The sequence below is a fragment of the Lactobacillus sp. B4005 genome (genome assembly GCF_026536045.1).
In the GTDB taxonomy this organism is placed as follows: Bacteria; Bacillota; Bacilli; order Lactobacillales; family Lactobacillaceae; genus Lactobacillus; species Lactobacillus panisapium.
Genome location: NZ_JAFNOZ010000010.1, coordinates 25,412 through 42,413 on the forward strand (window position 1 = coordinate 25,412; position 17,002 = coordinate 42,413).

Annotated in this window: 15 protein-coding genes, 6 tRNA genes, 1 pseudogene and 1 riboswitch; of the genes and pseudogenes, 6 read left to right on the plus strand and 16 right to left on the minus strand. The window is 36.8% G+C overall.

All coding sequences use genetic code 11. From position 1 onward, the window contains the following. The first annotated feature begins 31 nt into the window (after window positions 1-31). The gene (locus J3U73_RS10675) at window positions 32-253 is read left to right on the plus strand and encodes a PspC domain-containing protein (protein WP_267394171.1); all 222 of its coding nucleotides are present in this window, start codon (window positions 32-34) and stop codon (window positions 251-253) included. 170 nt (window positions 254-423) lie between these two features. On the opposite strand, the gene J3U73_RS10680 is transcribed toward J3U73_RS10675, so the two are convergent. The 3 genes from J3U73_RS10680 to leuS all read right to left on the minus strand — a co-directional run bounded on the left by J3U73_RS10680 (window position 424) and on the right by leuS (window position 5,066). Then, complete coding sequence (locus J3U73_RS10680) at window positions 424-771, minus strand: hypothetical protein (protein WP_267410424.1); 348 nt, start codon at window positions 769-771, stop codon at window positions 424-426. 142 nt (window positions 772-913) lie between these two features. After that, a complete protein-coding gene (locus J3U73_RS10685; RefSeq protein ID WP_416381505.1) occupies window positions 914-2,557 on the minus strand; it encodes a putative polysaccharide biosynthesis protein in 1,644 nt (547 codons plus the stop codon). A 94-nt stretch (window positions 2,558-2,651) separates the two neighbouring features. After that, window positions 2,652-5,066: a leucine--tRNA ligase gene (leuS, locus tag J3U73_RS10690; protein ID WP_267410426.1), complete on the minus strand. Its 2,415-nt coding sequence runs from the start codon at window positions 5,064-5,066 to the stop codon at window positions 2,652-2,654. A 259-nt stretch (window positions 5,067-5,325) separates the two neighbouring features. On the opposite strand from leuS, the gene J3U73_RS10695 reads away from it, so the two are divergent. Continuing rightward, window positions 5,326-5,994, plus strand: a complete 669-nt coding sequence (locus J3U73_RS10695) for a phosphatase PAP2 family protein (RefSeq protein WP_103751943.1) — start codon at window positions 5,326-5,328, stop codon at window positions 5,992-5,994. 66 nt (window positions 5,995-6,060) lie between these two features. Here the strand turns inward: J3U73_RS10695 and J3U73_RS10700 are convergent, their stop codons facing one another. Further along, window positions 6,061-6,822, minus strand: coding sequence for an NAD(P)H-dependent oxidoreductase (locus tag J3U73_RS10700; RefSeq protein ID WP_220268238.1), 762 nt, complete (start codon window positions 6,820-6,822; stop codon window positions 6,061-6,063). A gap of 259 nt (window positions 6,823-7,081) precedes the next feature. On the opposite strand from J3U73_RS10700, the gene J3U73_RS10705 reads away from it, so the two are divergent. Continuing rightward, a complete protein-coding gene (locus J3U73_RS10705) occupies window positions 7,082-7,282 on the plus strand; it encodes a hypothetical protein (protein WP_220268239.1) in 201 nt (66 codons plus the stop codon). A gap of 5 nt (window positions 7,283-7,287) precedes the next feature. Here the strand turns inward: J3U73_RS10705 and J3U73_RS10710 are convergent, their stop codons facing one another. The 10 genes from J3U73_RS10710 to J3U73_RS10755 form a co-directional block, all read right to left on the minus strand. Then, window positions 7,288-7,461 (minus strand): hypothetical protein, encoded by a 174-nt coding sequence (locus J3U73_RS10710; protein ID WP_267394179.1) that lies wholly within the window; start codon window positions 7,459-7,461, stop codon window positions 7,288-7,290. Between the two features lie 448 nt (window positions 7,462-7,909). Then, window positions 7,910-9,361, minus strand: a complete 1,452-nt coding sequence (locus J3U73_RS10715) for an MDR family MFS transporter (RefSeq protein WP_220268241.1) — start codon at window positions 9,359-9,361, stop codon at window positions 7,910-7,912. 18 nt (window positions 9,362-9,379) lie between these two features. Then, entirely contained in the window at window positions 9,380-10,579 is a 1,200-nt protein-coding gene (gene metK, locus J3U73_RS10720; RefSeq protein ID WP_267410427.1) for a methionine adenosyltransferase, read from the minus strand. Next, window positions 10,577-10,660: riboswitch (SMK box riboswitch) on the minus strand. It overlaps the preceding gene by 3 nt. A 58-nt stretch (window positions 10,661-10,718) precedes the next feature. Beyond that, a tRNA-Val gene (locus J3U73_RS10725) sits at window positions 10,719-10,791 on the minus strand. Between the two features lie 4 nt (window positions 10,792-10,795). Then, window positions 10,796-10,867: transfer RNA gene (locus J3U73_RS10730), tRNA-Glu, on the minus strand. A gap of 774 nt (window positions 10,868-11,641) precedes the next feature. Continuing rightward, window positions 11,642-11,714: transfer RNA gene (locus J3U73_RS10735), tRNA-Val, on the minus strand. Window positions 11,715-11,944: 230 nt separating this feature from the next. Continuing rightward, window positions 11,945-12,017, minus strand: a tRNA-Val gene (locus J3U73_RS10740). Window positions 12,018-13,258: 1,241 nt separating this feature from the next. Then, window positions 13,259-13,384, minus strand: a complete 126-nt coding sequence (locus J3U73_RS10745) for a hypothetical protein (RefSeq protein ID WP_267394183.1) — start codon at window positions 13,382-13,384, stop codon at window positions 13,259-13,261. A 154-nt stretch (window positions 13,385-13,538) separates the two neighbouring features. After that, window positions 13,539-13,745, minus strand: coding sequence for a hypothetical protein (locus J3U73_RS10750; protein WP_267394186.1), 207 nt, complete (start codon window positions 13,743-13,745; stop codon window positions 13,539-13,541). Window positions 13,746-13,911: 166 nt separating this feature from the next. Then, entirely contained in the window at window positions 13,912-14,223 is a 312-nt protein-coding gene (locus tag J3U73_RS10755) for a hypothetical protein (protein ID WP_267394188.1), read from the minus strand. A gap of 261 nt (window positions 14,224-14,484) precedes the next feature. Here J3U73_RS10755 and J3U73_RS10760 point away from each other — a divergent pair, with 261 nt between their 5' ends. From J3U73_RS10760 to J3U73_RS10770, 3 genes and pseudogenes are all read left to right on the plus strand, one after another. Further along, window positions 14,485-14,829, plus strand: a complete 345-nt coding sequence (locus tag J3U73_RS10760; protein WP_220268246.1) for a helix-turn-helix domain-containing protein — start codon at window positions 14,485-14,487, stop codon at window positions 14,827-14,829. After that, a complete protein-coding gene (locus tag J3U73_RS10765) occupies window positions 14,813-15,220 on the plus strand; it encodes a hypothetical protein (RefSeq protein ID WP_267394190.1) in 408 nt (135 codons plus the stop codon). Before J3U73_RS10760 ends, J3U73_RS10765 begins: the two co-directional genes overlap by 17 nt. Window positions 15,221-15,287: 67 nt before the next feature. Further along, window positions 15,288-16,684 (plus strand): annotated as a pseudogene (locus tag J3U73_RS10770) (IS3 family transposase). A 137-nt stretch (window positions 16,685-16,821) separates the two neighbouring features. On the opposite strand, the gene J3U73_RS10775 reads toward J3U73_RS10770, so the two are convergent. Next, window positions 16,822-16,912, minus strand: a tRNA-Ser gene (locus tag J3U73_RS10775). Window positions 16,913-16,918: 6 nt separating this feature from the next. After that, window positions 16,919-16,991: transfer RNA gene (locus J3U73_RS10780), tRNA-Asn, on the minus strand. Window positions 16,992-17,002: the final 11 nt, after the last annotated feature.

Genomic DNA, 17,002 nt, shown 5'->3' on the forward strand with positions numbered 1-17,002 from the left:
AAAAATCTATTAATATTAAGGAGGAATTGGCATGCAAAAGCGTTTAACCAAATCGAGAGATAAAATTTTAACTGGTGTATTAGGCGGAGTTGCTGAATATTTCGGCTGGGATAAAGCCTGGACTAGAATCGGCGGCGCAATGGTTATTTGTTTTACCGGCTTTGGGTTAATCGCCTATATTGCCGCAGCAATTGCTATGCCGGACAAAACGCGTGCTGATGACATTCCTTCTGGTGAATATCGTCAATACTAATTGCGTTTAGCTATTACTCTTGTTAAAATGAAGTTCCTTGGCAGGGGCACAAGCAAAAACATCATAAGTTAGTTTTTTGCTGGCTACAAGAATTTTAGTAATACTAATATTTCTGCATCAAAGAGCATGAGTTCTCAATTATTGAACCCATGCTCTTTTTTGAATTTGACTCATAATTTAATTTCTTTAATTCTCCAAAAAAGCAGAATTTCTCGTTGCATATAGATTCCCACTCCCTTGCCGTTAATATCAACGACATAGTAGCCAATATTTTCTGAGCCACCTTGAAAATCAGTCACACTGTCACAATGAGTGTCTTTTTTTAAATGTAATAAATATGACCTAGTTTTCTTATTTGCTGCAACTTGGCGCATTCTCTTAGTATCATGACTTTGCAGCATTTGGTTAACCTCAAATTTTGCCGAAAGCGGAACCCATGAGGTTTGGTAAAAAAACCAGTAGAAGAAAGCACCAAAAATAAAAATAAAGATAAAAATTCCTTTTTTTCTGATATTCATGATTTTTTCTTTTTCCAACAATTAAAACAGTATTTGTTAAATATTATTGCAGTAGTTAACTGATCTGTTAATCGAACCACCTTAAACTTAGTAAAAAATAAAAAAGCATTGAGTAATATTCACCCAATGCTATTTATTAATTTTATGCTTTTATATGCAGCTTGGCCAAAAGCGGCACAATTTTATCGCCTAAGATCTTTTGCGCTAAGTTCGATTTAATCGCCGCAGCGGCGTAGAAGATTCCCCCAACTAGCACTGCAACAACGACAATAATTAGAGCTTGAAGGCGACTAGCAGGACTCAAGAAGAGCTCAAGCACTTTTTCAACGCCAAGAACAATCAGGAACATAATCAGCGAAAAACCAGTAATTCCAATAAAACGCCTGCTTGTGCGTCCTTGGTTGAAATCATAGACTACTTCTAGGTGTTTAAAAGCCAAAAAGATAATCACAAACATCCCTAAATTAGTGGCTACAAGTGGTCCAAACACCTTAAACACGTAAATCATCGGATATTGCACAATCAGTTTAATGATTAGACCTAACACTAGATACTTAATTGCCAGGCCATTCTCTGATAATCCCTGCAGAATTGCCATTAATACCGTAAACATCCCCAATGTAATCGAGGTAAAGGCAGACAAATAAAGAATATTAGAACCCAACTGATCAAAACCATAAAAAATGGTGTAAATTGGCGTAGCAATGGCTGCCATACCAAACGCAGCCGGAATCATTACGAACAAAAACAAATCTAGTGTGTTGCCGATCTGTTTAGAAATCCCGGCAAAATCATGTTTAGCATGTGCAGCGGATAATAAAGGTATCGCAGTTACCGCCATTGCACTAGCCAAGGAAACAATAATCATGATTAGCTTATTAGCGTTCAGCGCAAATAACGCATACCACGTTTCAATCGTGTTGTAACTAGCCTTGACCACACTAGCAATCATTGGGTGGAAAGTATATTGATCCACTAGGTAAAATAATTGAATTCCCGCATCAATAATTATAAACGGAATTGCTTGCTCAATTATCTCTTTAAATAAGGCTGCTGTTGAAACCTGAATTTCGTTTTCGGAATTTTCAACTAGGTGATTTAATTTTTTTCTTCTGGAAAGCAAGAACCAGCATAAAATCAAAATACCAAAAATTGCACCAATAGCGGCGGCGAAGTTGGATTGAACAACTGCATCAACAAAATTACCGTGCTGCACTTGCATAATTACGTAAGCAGTTAAAAGCATCCAAGCAACCCGGGCAAATTGCTCGACAAACTGCGACATTGCCGACGGCATCATATCAGCGTATCCCTGAAAATAACCCCGCATAATGCTTAACACGGGAATGAGCAGGATAGCATAAGACAAACTGCGCATTACCGCAACCTGGCGTGGATCGCTACGAGAGCCATTCGAAGCTAAAAATGGTGAAGCAAAATACATAATCGCGGCTGATACAACACCCAAAACAATCATCAAGACAAGACCACGGTGAAACAATTTGCGCCCCACGCCATATTCATTTAGGGCATTATACTTAGCCACTTGTTTGGCCACTGCTCCCGGGATTCCTGCTGTCGAAATTAAGATAAAAATACTATAAATGTTATAACTACGCGCAGTTAAAGCATTAGCGATATTACCATAAGGTGACATCCAGATAAACCACGGAATAATGTAAAGTGCACCTAAAATACGTGAGGTAATTGAGCCAAAAGTCATCCACGCGCTACCCTTAATAAAGGTATCTTGCGTATTTTGTTCTTTTAAATTATTTTCTTTCATCAATTTTCCCTAAATTCGTGTACTAACTATTTTATTTTGAATGAAAAACGACAATTAACAATCAATATACTTATCACTTTAGGAAAAATTAACTTTATTTAGCAACAATATTGACAATTTTATTTGGTACCACAATTACCTTTTTAATTTCCTTACCAGTCAAGAATTTTTGGACATGTTCAAGTTCTAAGGCCTGTTTTTGCAAATCCTCTTGGCTTGAATCCTTGGCAGCTGTGAAATTACCACGCAATTTACCATTAACTTGAACCATAATATCAACTGTTGATTCAACAAGCTTAGCAGGATCATATGTTGGCCATTTAGCAAAAGTAACAGATTCGTTATGACCAAAGATTTGCCAAATCTCTTCCATCATGTGTGGTGCGATTGGTGCAATCATCGTAATAAAACCTTCAGCATATTCCCGCGGAATAGTTTTAGCCTTTTGAGCAGCGTTGATGAAGACCATTAACTGTGAAATAGCGGTATTGAAATGCAAATCATTAAAGTCTTCTGTGACCTTCTTGACCGTTTCATTGTAGATTTTATCCAAAGTACCATCATTTTCGGCCACAATATTTTCTTGTGGAATTGCCTGTAAGTCAAGATCGTTAACAAACAAACGCCAGATTCGGTCAAGAAACTTCTTGGTTGAAGCTGGGCCATTGTCATCCCAATCAATTGAAGCATCAAGTGGTCCCATGAACATTTCATACATTCTTAGACTGTCAGCACCATATTCGTCAATCACATCATCAGGATTAACGACATTCCCCTTTGACTTAGACATCTTGTCATGGTCTTTAAGAATTAGTCCTTGATTGTATAAGCGTTGGAATGGCTCTTCATTTGGTACCACGCCAAGATCGTATAACACCATATTCCAAAATCTAGCATAAAGAAGGTGTCTAACGGCGTGTTCTGCCCCACCAATGTATAAGTCAACTGGCGTCCACTTCTTTAACAATTCGTAATCTGCTAATTTGTTATCATTATGCGGATCAATATAGCGTAAGAAGTACCAAGAAGAACCAGCCCAGTTAGGCATTGTGTTCGTTTCCCGCTTACCTTTGCGGCCATTTTGATCAACAACATTAACCCAATCCTTCAAGTTAACTAACGGACTTTCAGGTGTACCAGATGGCTTAATATCAGTTGCATGTGGCAATACAAGTGGCAGTTCATCTTCGGGAACAAGAGTAGTTTCGCCGTCTTCCCAGTGAATAACTGGGATAGGCTCGCCCCAATAACGTTGCCGGCTAAATTCCCAGTCGCGCAACTTATAGTTAACCTTTTGCTTACCGGCATTGTGTTCTTCAAGCCATGAAACCATTTTTTCTTTTGCATCTGCCACATTCAAGCCATTTAAGAAGTCTGAATCAATGTGTAGTCCCTCACCAGTGAAGGCCTCTTTATTAATGTCGCCGCCTTTAATAACCGCCTTAATTGGCAAATGGAATTTTTGGGCAAACTCATAATCACGTGTATCGTGAGCGGGAACTGCCATAACAGCACCGGTTCCGTAACTTGCCAGAACGTAGTCAGCAATCCAGATTGGAATTTCCTCATTATTGACCGGATTAATAGCGTAAGCACCGGTAAATACACCAGTCTTATTTTTATTTAAATCGGTTCTTTCCAAATCTGATTTGGATTCAATTTGCTTAATATAAGCATCAACGTCAGCCTGGTGACCAGCAGTAGTAATTTTTTGGACCAACTTATTTTCTGGGGCTAAAACCGCATAGGTAGCACCAAAAAGCGTATCAGGTCTAGTACTGAACACATCAAATGTTTGATCAGAATCCTTAATCTTGAATGTAATTTGAGCCCCAACTGAACGACCAATCCAGTTACGTTGCATTTCTTTAATATTTTCTGGCCAATCAAGATTATCAAGACCAGCAAGAAGACGGTCGGCATATTTAGTTATCCGAAGCATCCATTGTTTCATGTTCCGGCGATAAATTGGGTAGCCACCACGTTCGGTTTTACCATCAACAATATCTTCGTTAGCAACGACAGTTCCTAAATCTGGTGACCAGTTAACCGGAACTTCGGCTTCATAAGCAAGACCGTGCTTATACATTTGTTCAAATGTCCACTGCGTCCATTTGTAATATTTTGGATCACTTGTTGAGATTTCTCGGTTCCAGTCATAAGAAAAGCCTAACTTATTTAATTGTCTCTTAAAGTTAGCAATATTGTCCCTAGTTACGACAGCTGGGTCTTGACCAGTCTGCAATGCATATTGCTCAGTTGGTAAACCAAAAGCATCCCAGCCCATTGGGTGCAGCACATTGTAACCCTCACTACGCTTCATTCGCGCAATAATATCGGTTGCAGTATATCCTTCTGGGTGCCCTACGTGCAATCCCTTACCAGATGGGAATGGAAACATATCTAAAACATAATAATTTTTCTTTTGCGGATCATTACCCGTTTTAAATGTTTGATTTTTTTCCCAATAATCTTGCCATTTTTGCTCAACTACTTTGTGATTGTACATAAACATTTCCCTCATAAAAAAAGTCCTATGAAATAAACTCATAGGACGAATAATCGCGGTACCACCTAAGTTTCACGTAAATTAACGTGACCCTCACAAGCCCCTTAACGCGGATAGCAAACGAAAGATTTAACCTAGGCTCAGTTCACAATATATTTTTCAAGTCTTGCACCAACCGACTCTTCTCTATAGAAAAATAAAATTGCTACTAGTTCCTAACCTTTATTTTTTGATCAATAATGATTATAATTTACCACAAATGCTAAAAAAAACAAGGGGAGAAAGATATTTGAACACTACAGATCATTCGAAAAAAGATACAATCATACCCGCGACCATATTTTTACTTATCTACGCGGCTTGGGCAATTCTGGTTTCCTCTGGCAACCAATTTATCCATCAGTTTGATAAATCGTTAATTGGTTTAATTTGTAATAACAACCCTGCTATCATCAAATTCGCAACCACTTTTACCAACTTGGGCAATACTAGCGTTATTATGGTTGCGACCATTATTCTGGTAATTGTTTTAGGCGTTTTTCGCAAATACGCTTTCGCGGTTTTTACAGCGGGAACAATGATTGCAGCTAATGGTTACAATTGGATCATTAAACATGCGATTGGTCGGCAGCGACCAATGGTGCACCACCTTGTTGAAGCGCATGGTTACAGTTTTCCTTCAGGTCACTCCGTGGGAAGTGCCACACTTTTTGGCATTCTGATCATTTTAACCATCTTGCTAGTTAAGAAGAAAGGACTTAAAACCATTCTGTGTATCATTTGGCTATGTTTCCCCATACTGATTGGCTACACGAGAATCTTTGACCATGTTCACTATCCATCCGATGTTGTCGGTGGCTTTTTAGAGGGTATCTCCTTCTTACTAATTGGGTACTCATTTTTATACCATTACTATTTAGATAAATGAAGATTAAGTCGTTTTAAATAAACGGCTTTTTTTATTTGCTCTTTTTCTTGAAAATAGCTAAGAACATTATTTGACAACATTAAGCAAATCACGCTGCAGGTGTTCTTGTAAAACCGCGTGAAGTTTAACCAATTGGTCTTGATAATCAGAACTAAAATTTCGTGGGCTTTGATCATTCACAAACCGACCGGCGTTTGTCATTCCCCAAAATTGAGCGGTGTCGTCATCAAAAACTTTAAATGCATTCATGTATTTATCCCAGACTTGATCGTTTTGACCAATACCATCACCAACATAACCTTGACCACCACCAAGGTAGCCGCAGTTCATAATGGTGTACAGATATTTCCCGCTAAGTAACCCAGTTAGACCATTTTTACCTGCTTCATAGGCAAATCCGGCAGCAAAAACCTTTTCAATATAGCCCTTAACAATACTTACAGGAGCATCATGCCAATTGGGATAAGCAAAAAGAACCACATCTGCCTTTTTTACAAACGACTGCTCTTGAGCGAGGTAAGCCGGTGCTTTACCTAGGCCATCTTTGACATAGTAAAACTCTTCTTGGTGTAAAACGGGATCATAATTGAGATCATAGAGATCGCGTAATTCAACTGTCCAATCATTTTCCTCTAAATAGCGCATAGCGGTATAAACCAAATCATAAGTTAAACTATATTTTCTTGGTTCTCCGACAATAAATAAGGCCTTTTTCAGATTAGGTTTAGCGTTAAAACCGTGTGGTGTATATGGCTGCTGTAATTCCTGCGGTACCACTGTCCCAGAAGTTCTTATTTCTCCGTTTAAAACTTTTTGAGCTAATTCCATTTAATTTTTTTCTCCTCTAACTAGTTTTAACTTAACGGCAAATTTTTTGGTTTTAATGACAATTTTTATGCCTGCTGTTTGTTCTTACTTTGATAGATAGTATTAAAAAGAAAGGCAAGAATGATTGCCACTAGTGAAGCCAAAAATACTCTCTTTAAAGCACTGAACAATACCTGACGCAGCTGCGGAACCAAATTGGCTGTTAGCCCTTAGCCGACGAAACAATTTTGTTCATCATTGCCTGATTTAATTGCGGTGCTTGGCTAACTGTTTAACAACCACCGTGTTAAAGGTAATACCGAAGACTGACATCATCATTGTTTGTCCTAAAAAGCGCATAAAAGTATTAAACGACGTGGCGATGCCTACATTACTTGGTTCAACTAAAACTTGCGCCTGTACTTGGGAAGCAGGAATTACGACACCAAAGGCAACGACATTAATCCCAGCAATAACGTAATAAGTCTAGACGGGAGTAGTAATCGGTAAGATTAAGAGTACACAATCTACTGTTAAGATAATTGTTAATATCTCATAGAAAGTCTTCCGAACACCCCAACGTTTGAGCAGTCTGCCTACCAAAAATGAGCCAACAACCCAAAGAAGTGAACAAGGAGTTACCGCAAAACCTGCTACCATCGAACTGACGCCTTTAACTCCCTGCATCAAGTCGGAAGATAGAATTCAAAACAGGAAACAACACCACCAATTAATAGCGCTTTCATGCTCATTGCGAGAAAATAGCACTTTTTTAACATAGTTATGGACATTATTGGGTCTTCAGCAAGTTTTTCTTCCCGGTAAAAAAGTATGGCATAGACAAGCACCACTGTAAATAAGACAAGAATATACTCAGGCTTAAGTTTACCTAGCTGCTGCAATAAAAGCAATTAATCTCAAAAGCAAAATCGTTAACCAGAAAGTGCCTTTAAGATCAAGTTTTACCTTTGTTTTAGCCTATGACTCATTATATCTTAATTATTATTCTGTATATACCTAAGCAAAACATGCAGTTAAATTTTTTTAAACAAAAAGGAATCGAATTACGATTCCCAAAATTGCTTAACTTAAGTTTTAATACTTTAGGTTAATTTTCTAGTTTCTTTTTATAAATGCAGTTGAAAGCAATTGAAAGAACAATTGCCACAAGTGATACGGTATAGACTCCCTTAAGAGCACTAAACAGTACTTGACGCAATTGAGGAATCAAATTAGCTGCTAATTCTTTTGCCTTTTCTGCCGAAACTATTTTGTTCATCATTGATTGTGTTAGGTTTGGGTGCTTTGCTAGTTGACTGGCAACGATTGTATTAAAAGTAATACCATAAATCGATACCATCATCGTTTGCCCTAAATAACGCATTAACGTGTTAAATGAGGTTGCCACCCCAACATTATTTTGATCAACTAATACTTGTGAGCGAACTTGCGCAGCGGTCATAACGGAACCAAAGGCGAACCCATTCATTGTGGCAATAATACAGAATACCCAAAATGGCGTATGTACCGGTACGATTAAGAGCATGCAATCAGCAATCAGCAACAGCGTCAACATGCCGAAGAATGTTTTGCGCACGCCCCATCTACTGAGCATCCCGCCAATCAGAAATGAACCGATTACCCACATTACTGAACTTGGTGTAACCGCAAAACCAGCAATTGTAGCAGACGTACCTTTAATACCCTGCATCCAAGTTGGAATATAGAATTCGAAACCAATCACAACGCCTGAAATAAGCAGCGTGATCATGTTTACAGCCAAAAATTCTCTACCTTTAAGCATCGTCAAAGGCATTATTGGATCCTCAGCTCGCTTTTCTTCATGGTAGAACAACATTGTGCTAAGAATAATTAAAGCTGCCAAAGCCAGTAAAATTATTGGGCTAAGTGAACTTAATTCTTGTAAAGTAAACATTAAAGTTAGCAGTAAAACTACTAGCCAAAATGTTCCCTTTACATCTAACTTGGCCTTCTTTTTAGCTTTTGGTTCACTTAAGAACACGACAACGAGTAAAAAGGCAATTAAACCAATTGGAACGTTAATGTAAAAGACCCAGTGCCATGAAAGGTTTTGGACAATAAAACCACCGAGTAATGGTGCGATCACCGATGCCACTCCCCAAAATCCAGAATTAAGCCCTAACATCTTAGTTCGCTTTTCCAAAGTATACATGTCGGCTATGATTGTCATTGCAACAGGCTGAACAGCACCAGAGCCTAGACCCTGAATCACCCGAAATAGAATTAGTTCTAGCATGTTATTGGCTTGTCCGCAAAGTGCAGAACCAATGACAAAAAGAGCAATCCCAAAAAGAAAGATCGGCTTACGGCCTATGCTATCAGCTAATTTGCCGTACAAAGGAGTGGAAACAGCTGTCATAAACAAAAAGATTGAGACAACCCAATTCATAATTTCTAATCCGTTCAGATCAGAAACAATAGTCGGCATTGCAGTTGAAACGATTGTACCCTCAATGGCGGTCATAAACGTTGTCATAAAAATTGCAAGCGTAACTATTGGTACATTAGTCTTTTTCAAAATTACTGCTCCTTCAATTTACTTATTTTCCTTAACAAAATCCAAAAGTGCTTGAATTTTATCGGTTTTCTCCCATGGTAAATCGATATCAGTACGACCAAAATGACCGTATGCAGCCGTTTGCTCATAAATTGGGCGTCTTAAATCTAGCATTTTAATTATGCCGGCAGGACGCAAATCAAAGACGCTTCTAACCGCCTTAGTCAGCAATTCATCACTTACTTTGCCAGTATTTGCAGTATCAATCATGACAGATACAGGGTGAGCTACCCCAATAGCGTAAGCTAATTGGACTTCACACCGCTTAGCTAAACCAGCTGCAACAATGTTTTTAGCAACATAACGAGCAGCATAGCTGGCACTACGGTCGACTTTTGTCGGATCCTTACCTGAAAATGCACCGCCACCATGACGAGCATAACCACCATAAGTATCAACAATAATCTTTCGCCCAGTAAGACCAGAGTCACCCTTAGGTCCGCCAATTACGAACCGACCAGAAGGATTAATCAAAAATCTGGTTTCTGCATCAAGATATTTGGCAGGAATAACTTTTTTAATTACTAAATCAATCATTGCTTGCCGAATATCTTCATTACTTACCTGGTCATCTGTTTGCGTCGAGATAACAACAGTATCAACCCTCTTAGGCTTATTGTTCTCATCATACTCTACAGTGACTTGCGCCTTCGCATCAGGTCTAAGCCAAGTCAAAGTGCCTTCTTTACGCAACTTTGCCACTTGGCGCATTAACCGGTGTGCCAAAGAAATTGGCAAAGGCATTAATTCGGGTGTTTCGTCAATGGCGAAACCAAACATAAGCCCTTGATCACCAGCACCTATTTGGTCAAGCTGATCATTATCAGACTTATCTTCCCGCGTTTCAAGTGAGTGATCAACACCACCAGCAATATCAGGAGATTGCTCGTCAATTCCGACTAAAACAGCACAATTATTGCCGTCAAAGCCAAGCTCTGGCTTATCATAGCCAATTCGCAAAACAGTCTTTCTGACAATGCTCTGGATATCAACATAAGCACTAGTTGATATTTCACCAAATACATACACAATGCCAGTATTGACAATTGTCTCGCAGGCTACATGTGCAGACGGGTCTTGAGCAATAATTGCATCAAGAATCGCATCGGAAATTTGATCAGCAACCTTATCAGGATGCCCTTCAGAAACTGATTCTGAAGTAAATAAACGTTTTTCCATAATAGTCCCCCTTAATAGACGTTAGCTATTCGGTTACAAGGCATCTCCAAATCTTGGATCCTCTCAGGACTTGAACCGATAAATTATTCGTTCTTTTTGTAAAAAAAAGACTACCGTTGTTTCGGTAGTCCTAGAACGATGGAGGATACAGGGCTCGAACCTGTGACCTCCTGCTTGTAAGGCAGATGCTCTCCCAGCTGAGCTAATCCTCCAAAGTGACCCGTACGGGATTTGAACCCATGTTACCGCCGTGAAAGGGCGATGTCTTAACCACTTGACCAACGGGTCATGTTCTGAATCAAAGCACATTCAATAGTATACTAGATAAGCTCCAAAATGCAAGAAGAAAATGCTAAAAAATTACAACTTTTTCAAAAAAGCGCTTTTACCCTTGAAAAAGCAAAAAAACTCAATGACAATTTTGACATTGAGTTTATTTATTATTCTTCACTTTGTTGCTGCTGCAACAGATCTTAATCGTACTTTTTAATAAAAGGCCAATAAACAATTGCGGATAAAGCAATAATAACAAGCTGCCATAATACGGTCCGCCAACTGCTATATATTTTATTAGATAATATGATTTTCTCAAATACAGTAACATAATGATAGATTAAATATGCTACTTTAAGCATTCAGCAAAAACTACATTGCAAATTTTTAAAACAGCCAATTTTAAATGTCTCGTTGAATATAAATTCTAAATAAAGTCAGGTTTTAAGTGCTTAAAACGCAATTCTACCAGTAACTGTATTTAAGGTTGTAATCATGTTACAAATTAATTCGTAAATGACCGGAATTTTTCATTGTACAGTATAAAATTTGATGTAATCTTTTTATTCTTTTGTAGTATTCTCTTAACGCTCAAGAAATTAAGCTCTAAATTAAATCATTATATCTCTTTATATCTCTTTCTTATTCGGTTAGATTAGGAGTTCCCTAATAATTATCCAATTTTCACTAATTTAACGGGTAATCCTGGCATAAAAGTCCAAGTATTATTTTAAATAACAAAATAAGCAAGAAGCTGTACTGGTTCTTGCTTAAAAAATTTTAATTTAATGGAGGATACAGGGCTTGAACCTGTGACCTCCTGCTTGTAAGGCAGATGCTCTCCCAGCTGAGCTAATCCTCCAGTTTGTTGTCATCAAATGACTACTCTTTTAAAATTTTAGCATACAAAAGATAACTTGTCTATTATTTAAAGAAATTAATTAAATTGTTTCTAAAATAGCCTATGCGAATTTTTTATTAGTTAATTACTTAGAACTATCATACGCACACTAATATTTTTGTTAAAGTTGATTATTAAATAACAAAAAAGCAAGAATTATTATCTCTTCTTGCTTAAAATTTTTTATCTAATGGAAGATACAGGGCTCGAACCTGTGACCTCCTGCTTGTAAGGCAGATGCTCTCCCAGCTGAGCTAATCCTCCATATTTGTATCATCAACTGATTACTTTTAAAACTTTAGCATACAAAAGATAACTTGTCCATGTTTTTTTCAAATTTAGCTATTCTGTTATTGTCAAAATCAAATCGGCAGTTTTATTATATAAGATGTAATCAGTTATCTACTAAGTTTACTATTAATAATATCAGCAATTTAATAATGTACTGAAAGCAATTTTTACAAAATAATTTTTAACATAAAGTCATGACAAAATGTTTAAGTATTTTCCCATTTTCAGTTGCTCATTAAATCCATAAGTGCTATAATTTTAGACAAGTTGATGTAGTATTGATATGTCGGCTTATATTTATACTTTACTTTGTAATTAAATGTTAATATATTAACTTTACAAATAATTAACTTAATTGAATTTTATTCTTATACAATTAAGGTTAATAATGTATTAAAAACCTTCACTAGCTATATATAGCTGAATGAAGGCTTTTTATTTTTTAAAGTAAAGACAAGACAATTCATTTACTTAATTTGATAAATTTAATAATTTTAAAATGATAGTTCTTACTTTTAAATTAATGAAAGAGACGGACCATAACAACTAACGATAATTAAATTGCATGAATGCCCGATATCAGATGACTTCAACATGCTTACGATTCTCAAATCAGATAAGCCTTACTAGCTGTTAATGGACTTGCTTTTTTTACTGTTGGCAGTAGGATGATAAAATACATATGTGATAGATAGCACGACCTTAGCCCAACTAGCAAGATTATCATCTGTGGCAATTTAGCTTAGTAATCCCGGATCGGCCGTTAACCCATTAGTTTTTACCCAATTCTAGCGCGCTGCCTCTTTCATCTTGAACTTCTCAAGTCATATTATATTTTAATAAGTTAACACTTGGTTTCAAGTTAGCGCTATCATACAATTTAAGACCTTTTGATCAGTTACAACAAATGCAAGTTCAATATTCCATTGACTAGAGTATGAGAAGAAAGGTCAAGTTGTCAGTATTAACTGTGCTACCTTTCCCCCCCAATTGGCTGCCTAGTAAGTTCTTTCAAACAGGTCAAATTCAACTAACTTTTTTTAAACAAATTTAGCCTTTGCTTTAATCAAAGCAGAATCATTTGAAAATATGGTAGTAAATAGTACATCGTAATTAAACCAGGAGTTATATAGCACATTATCGCCTTTAAATATTGAAACTTTTAAATGGCAATATTGTCACTAATACATTAGCCCATATCTGTTTTAATGTTTTCATTTGGTGATTTTATCCACTGGAATAATTACAGATTGTTCATCGTCATTTTCAGCAAAACTTTGAATATCTTCAACGCCATCGATAATATTGTCTTTTTGCATTTTCTTGAAGGACTTTATCAATCATAACCCTGACTGTTTCAGATACAATCTTAGCCTTTGATTGCATAGTACTTGCTGAAAATGCAGCCACAGCGGTCCTATGCTGCTTGACGTAAGAATAGGTTTTACAATATATAACAGTGCTACATTTAGAATAATAATGATTTGATGAATTTTATAATTTTCTCAATTCTTCCTCAAGTTTTTCAGTTTTCTTTTTCTGCCTGTAATAGTCTTTTTTAAACTCTTCTCTTTCTGCTGTTAATTCTTTAATAATCGCTTCGTAATCTGCCTTGTTATATTTTTGAGTTACGGCAAGCACTGTTCCAACCGTGCCAACAAAACCAACCAGTACTTGTAACAAATTGATTAAATCATGCATGTGACCACTTCCTATCTCATATATGCTTTTCTTATAATTACCCACAAAATGATATTTACCAGTATGTGCCATTCTCATTTGACTACAAAGAAAGGCAAGCTTAATTTTAGCTATGGTTAAGCTGTAACAGCTTGATTCAACTATTACCTGGAAATTTTCAAAACCATTACTGAAAATTTGGGGATCGTGATCTTTTAACTGCTACATAGCAAAACTTAAGTTGCAAATCATAATTAGAGGCAATTTGTCTAACTAAGTAAAAGGAAATTCCTGTTTTTGCAACAATGTTATGCAAATTAAAGCCGGTTTTCATGAGGGCAATTACCACTTTCTCATATTTGGTCAAATCAATATTGTCATGGGCAGTAATGCTAATTTGCTCATGTATTTGATGCAAGATAGGATTGTTATCTGGAACTAGGTCCAATGAGCCGTAATCAGCTTCGAGTTTATGGATTAGATCATACAGGATTTTCATCTCAATTCTCCTTTCATTGCAAATGTGTTATTGATCGCTCAAGTAGTTGCAATATCTATCATTCGTGATAAAATTTAACTATGATAAACAAAATAAAACCAACAATAAACCTGCAGGGTCAACAAACAGTTATAATATTTAGTTTTATTTTTTACTACTTAATTACTTGATGAAATTAATTATCAATCACTTTGGGTAAAAAGTCAATATATTTTTATCACTTAAGATAATTTTGCTTGATGGAAACGTGAGGAAAACAGAATGACTACTTTAGATCGAATTAAAATAATTGCAAAAAAGAAGGGGTGGTCATCATTGCAAAGTCTTGCACTTAAAGCTGGAATTGGTGCCAACAGTATTTATCGCTGGGATAAGCAAACACCAAGTACAGCAAGTTTGAAAAAAGTGGCTAATGTCTTGCACGTCTCTGTAAATGATTTACTCGGTGAATCAAGTCCAGCAGAAACAGTCAAACGAATTGACTTAGCTGACGACATTCCACTTGCTTATAATGGAAAAGCAGTTCCTGAAAAATATCTTGATATAATCCGTAACCTAATGGACTCTGATTTTAAAGAAGGCAAAAAAGGTGGAAAATTTAATTAAATACATGCTAAATTATGCATTTGACCATGGAATTAGTTACGCGTTATTAGACCAGATTGATCCTGATTATCCCTCAGTTTCTTTTACTGATATTGGTAGAATGGTTATCAATCTCAATTGGAAAAATCAAAATGAAATACCTTTTATGATTGGTCATGAAATTGGCCATTTTGCCAACGGCGATAAGGGAACTTTTTACTATATTAATTTGAGCACACTGGTTGAACATCAGGCCGATTTATTTTCACTAAATCTAATCTACAAATATGCTTCAAAACAGTTCTATACATTCGATGAGCCCGGACCTTTTATGCAGCAGTTCGGTATTCCCTACCGTTTAGAAAGAGCCACCTACAAGCTATTTCAGAAAAATAACGATTTAATTTTTTAAAAACACAAAAAAAGGCGGAAAAATTGAAGTGACCCCTAAATTTAGGACAAATTTGGGGATTATTTTTATGGCTAAATTATCTAAACAAGATAAAATTGAAATCTATCATCTTTGGCATGATTATCAAGTTGGTCCTACTGAATTAAGTCAGCATTATCGGGTTGGCAAGTCGAATATTGATTATTTGTTGGCTTTGATTAATCGTCACGGTCTAGCTATTTTAGACCAGCCTTACACTACTTACACAAGTAATTTTAAGGAGCAGGCACTCAAGCGGATTATAGTTGACCATGAATCCCTTTATCACGTTGCACTAGCTTTAGGCTTAAAAAGTCGTGGCATGTTGCACAATTGGCTACGAGAATATCGTAAAAATGGGTATAATATCGTTAATAAGCAAAGAGGAAGGTCGCCCCATGACCAAAAGAGAACAACTGATCAAACAGGAAAATCATCGACTCAAGCAAGAAATCGAACGCTTACGCCAGCAGAACTTAAAGCTGACTATCGAGAACGAATTTGTAAAAAAATTGAGCGTCTTAGTCGACCAGCGTACCAAGAACCGCAAGCCCCGGAAATAGCCGTGGCAGTTACCCAACTAAGACGTGAGCTTAAAGTCAGCGTAACTTTTATTCTTGCTACTATTAATGCCAATCCCAATCTACCCCATCTATCCCGTAGTGATTACTACTACACTTTAAAGAAGAAGGACAAAGATCGGGATAACCAAGAAATAATGGCTGAAATCAAAGCTATCTACGAAGAACACAAGCACCGCTACGGCTGTCGACGTATTACTTTGGAATATTAAGACGTCGTGGTTTATTAGCCAATCATAAAAAAGTGCAGCGCTTAATGAACAAACTGAAATTGTGTGGCATAGTCAGCAAACGCTGGCGCAAATATAACAGTTAACGCGGCACCTAAGGTCTGATTAAGTCTGACTTGATTAAACGTAACTTTAATGCGATTTATCCCAATCACAAATGGTATTCAGATATAACTGAGTTTAAGCTCAATGGGCAAAAGACCTATTTATCACCGATCATTGATGGGTGTACCCAAGAGATTATTTCCTATACCATTTCTCGCAGCCCTAATCTTAAACAGACCATGGATATGTTAAAAAAGGCCTGGCACAAGTATCCGGCACTGAACGGCTTGATCTTCCACACCGATCAAGGCTGGCAATATCAGAACTACAGATTTCAAGCATGGCTCAAAAATCATGGCATTAGCCAATCAATGTCACGCAAGGGTAATTCGCTTGATGATGGCTTAATGGAAGGTTTCTTCGGCATACTTAAACGAGAAATGTTTTATGGGTTTGAAAAGCGGTTTAAGAATCTAAATGAACCGGAAGACGCAATCAGAGACTACATTGAGTATTACAATCAAAAAAGAATCAAAACCAAACTAAAAGGACCAACTCCGCTTGAATATCGGAAGTTAGTCCCCAGTTAGCAGCTAATATAAAGTATCCTAATTTTAGGGTTCACTTCAAAGATAAACTTAACTGCCTTTTTCTCTTTTAATTTTATATTTTACTAAATAAAAAATAGTCACTAAAACTAAATTTAGTAACTATTTAAAGTGTATTACGGAGTGTGAGAGATTTGAACTCTCGATACAGGATAAAACCCGTATACATGATTTCCAATCATGCTCCTTAAGCCACTCGGACAACACTCCAGAAAGCTCCGGCTGTCAGACTCGAACTGACGACATCTTGATTAACAGTCAAGCGCTCTACCAACTGAGCTAAGCCGGAATATTTAAAAA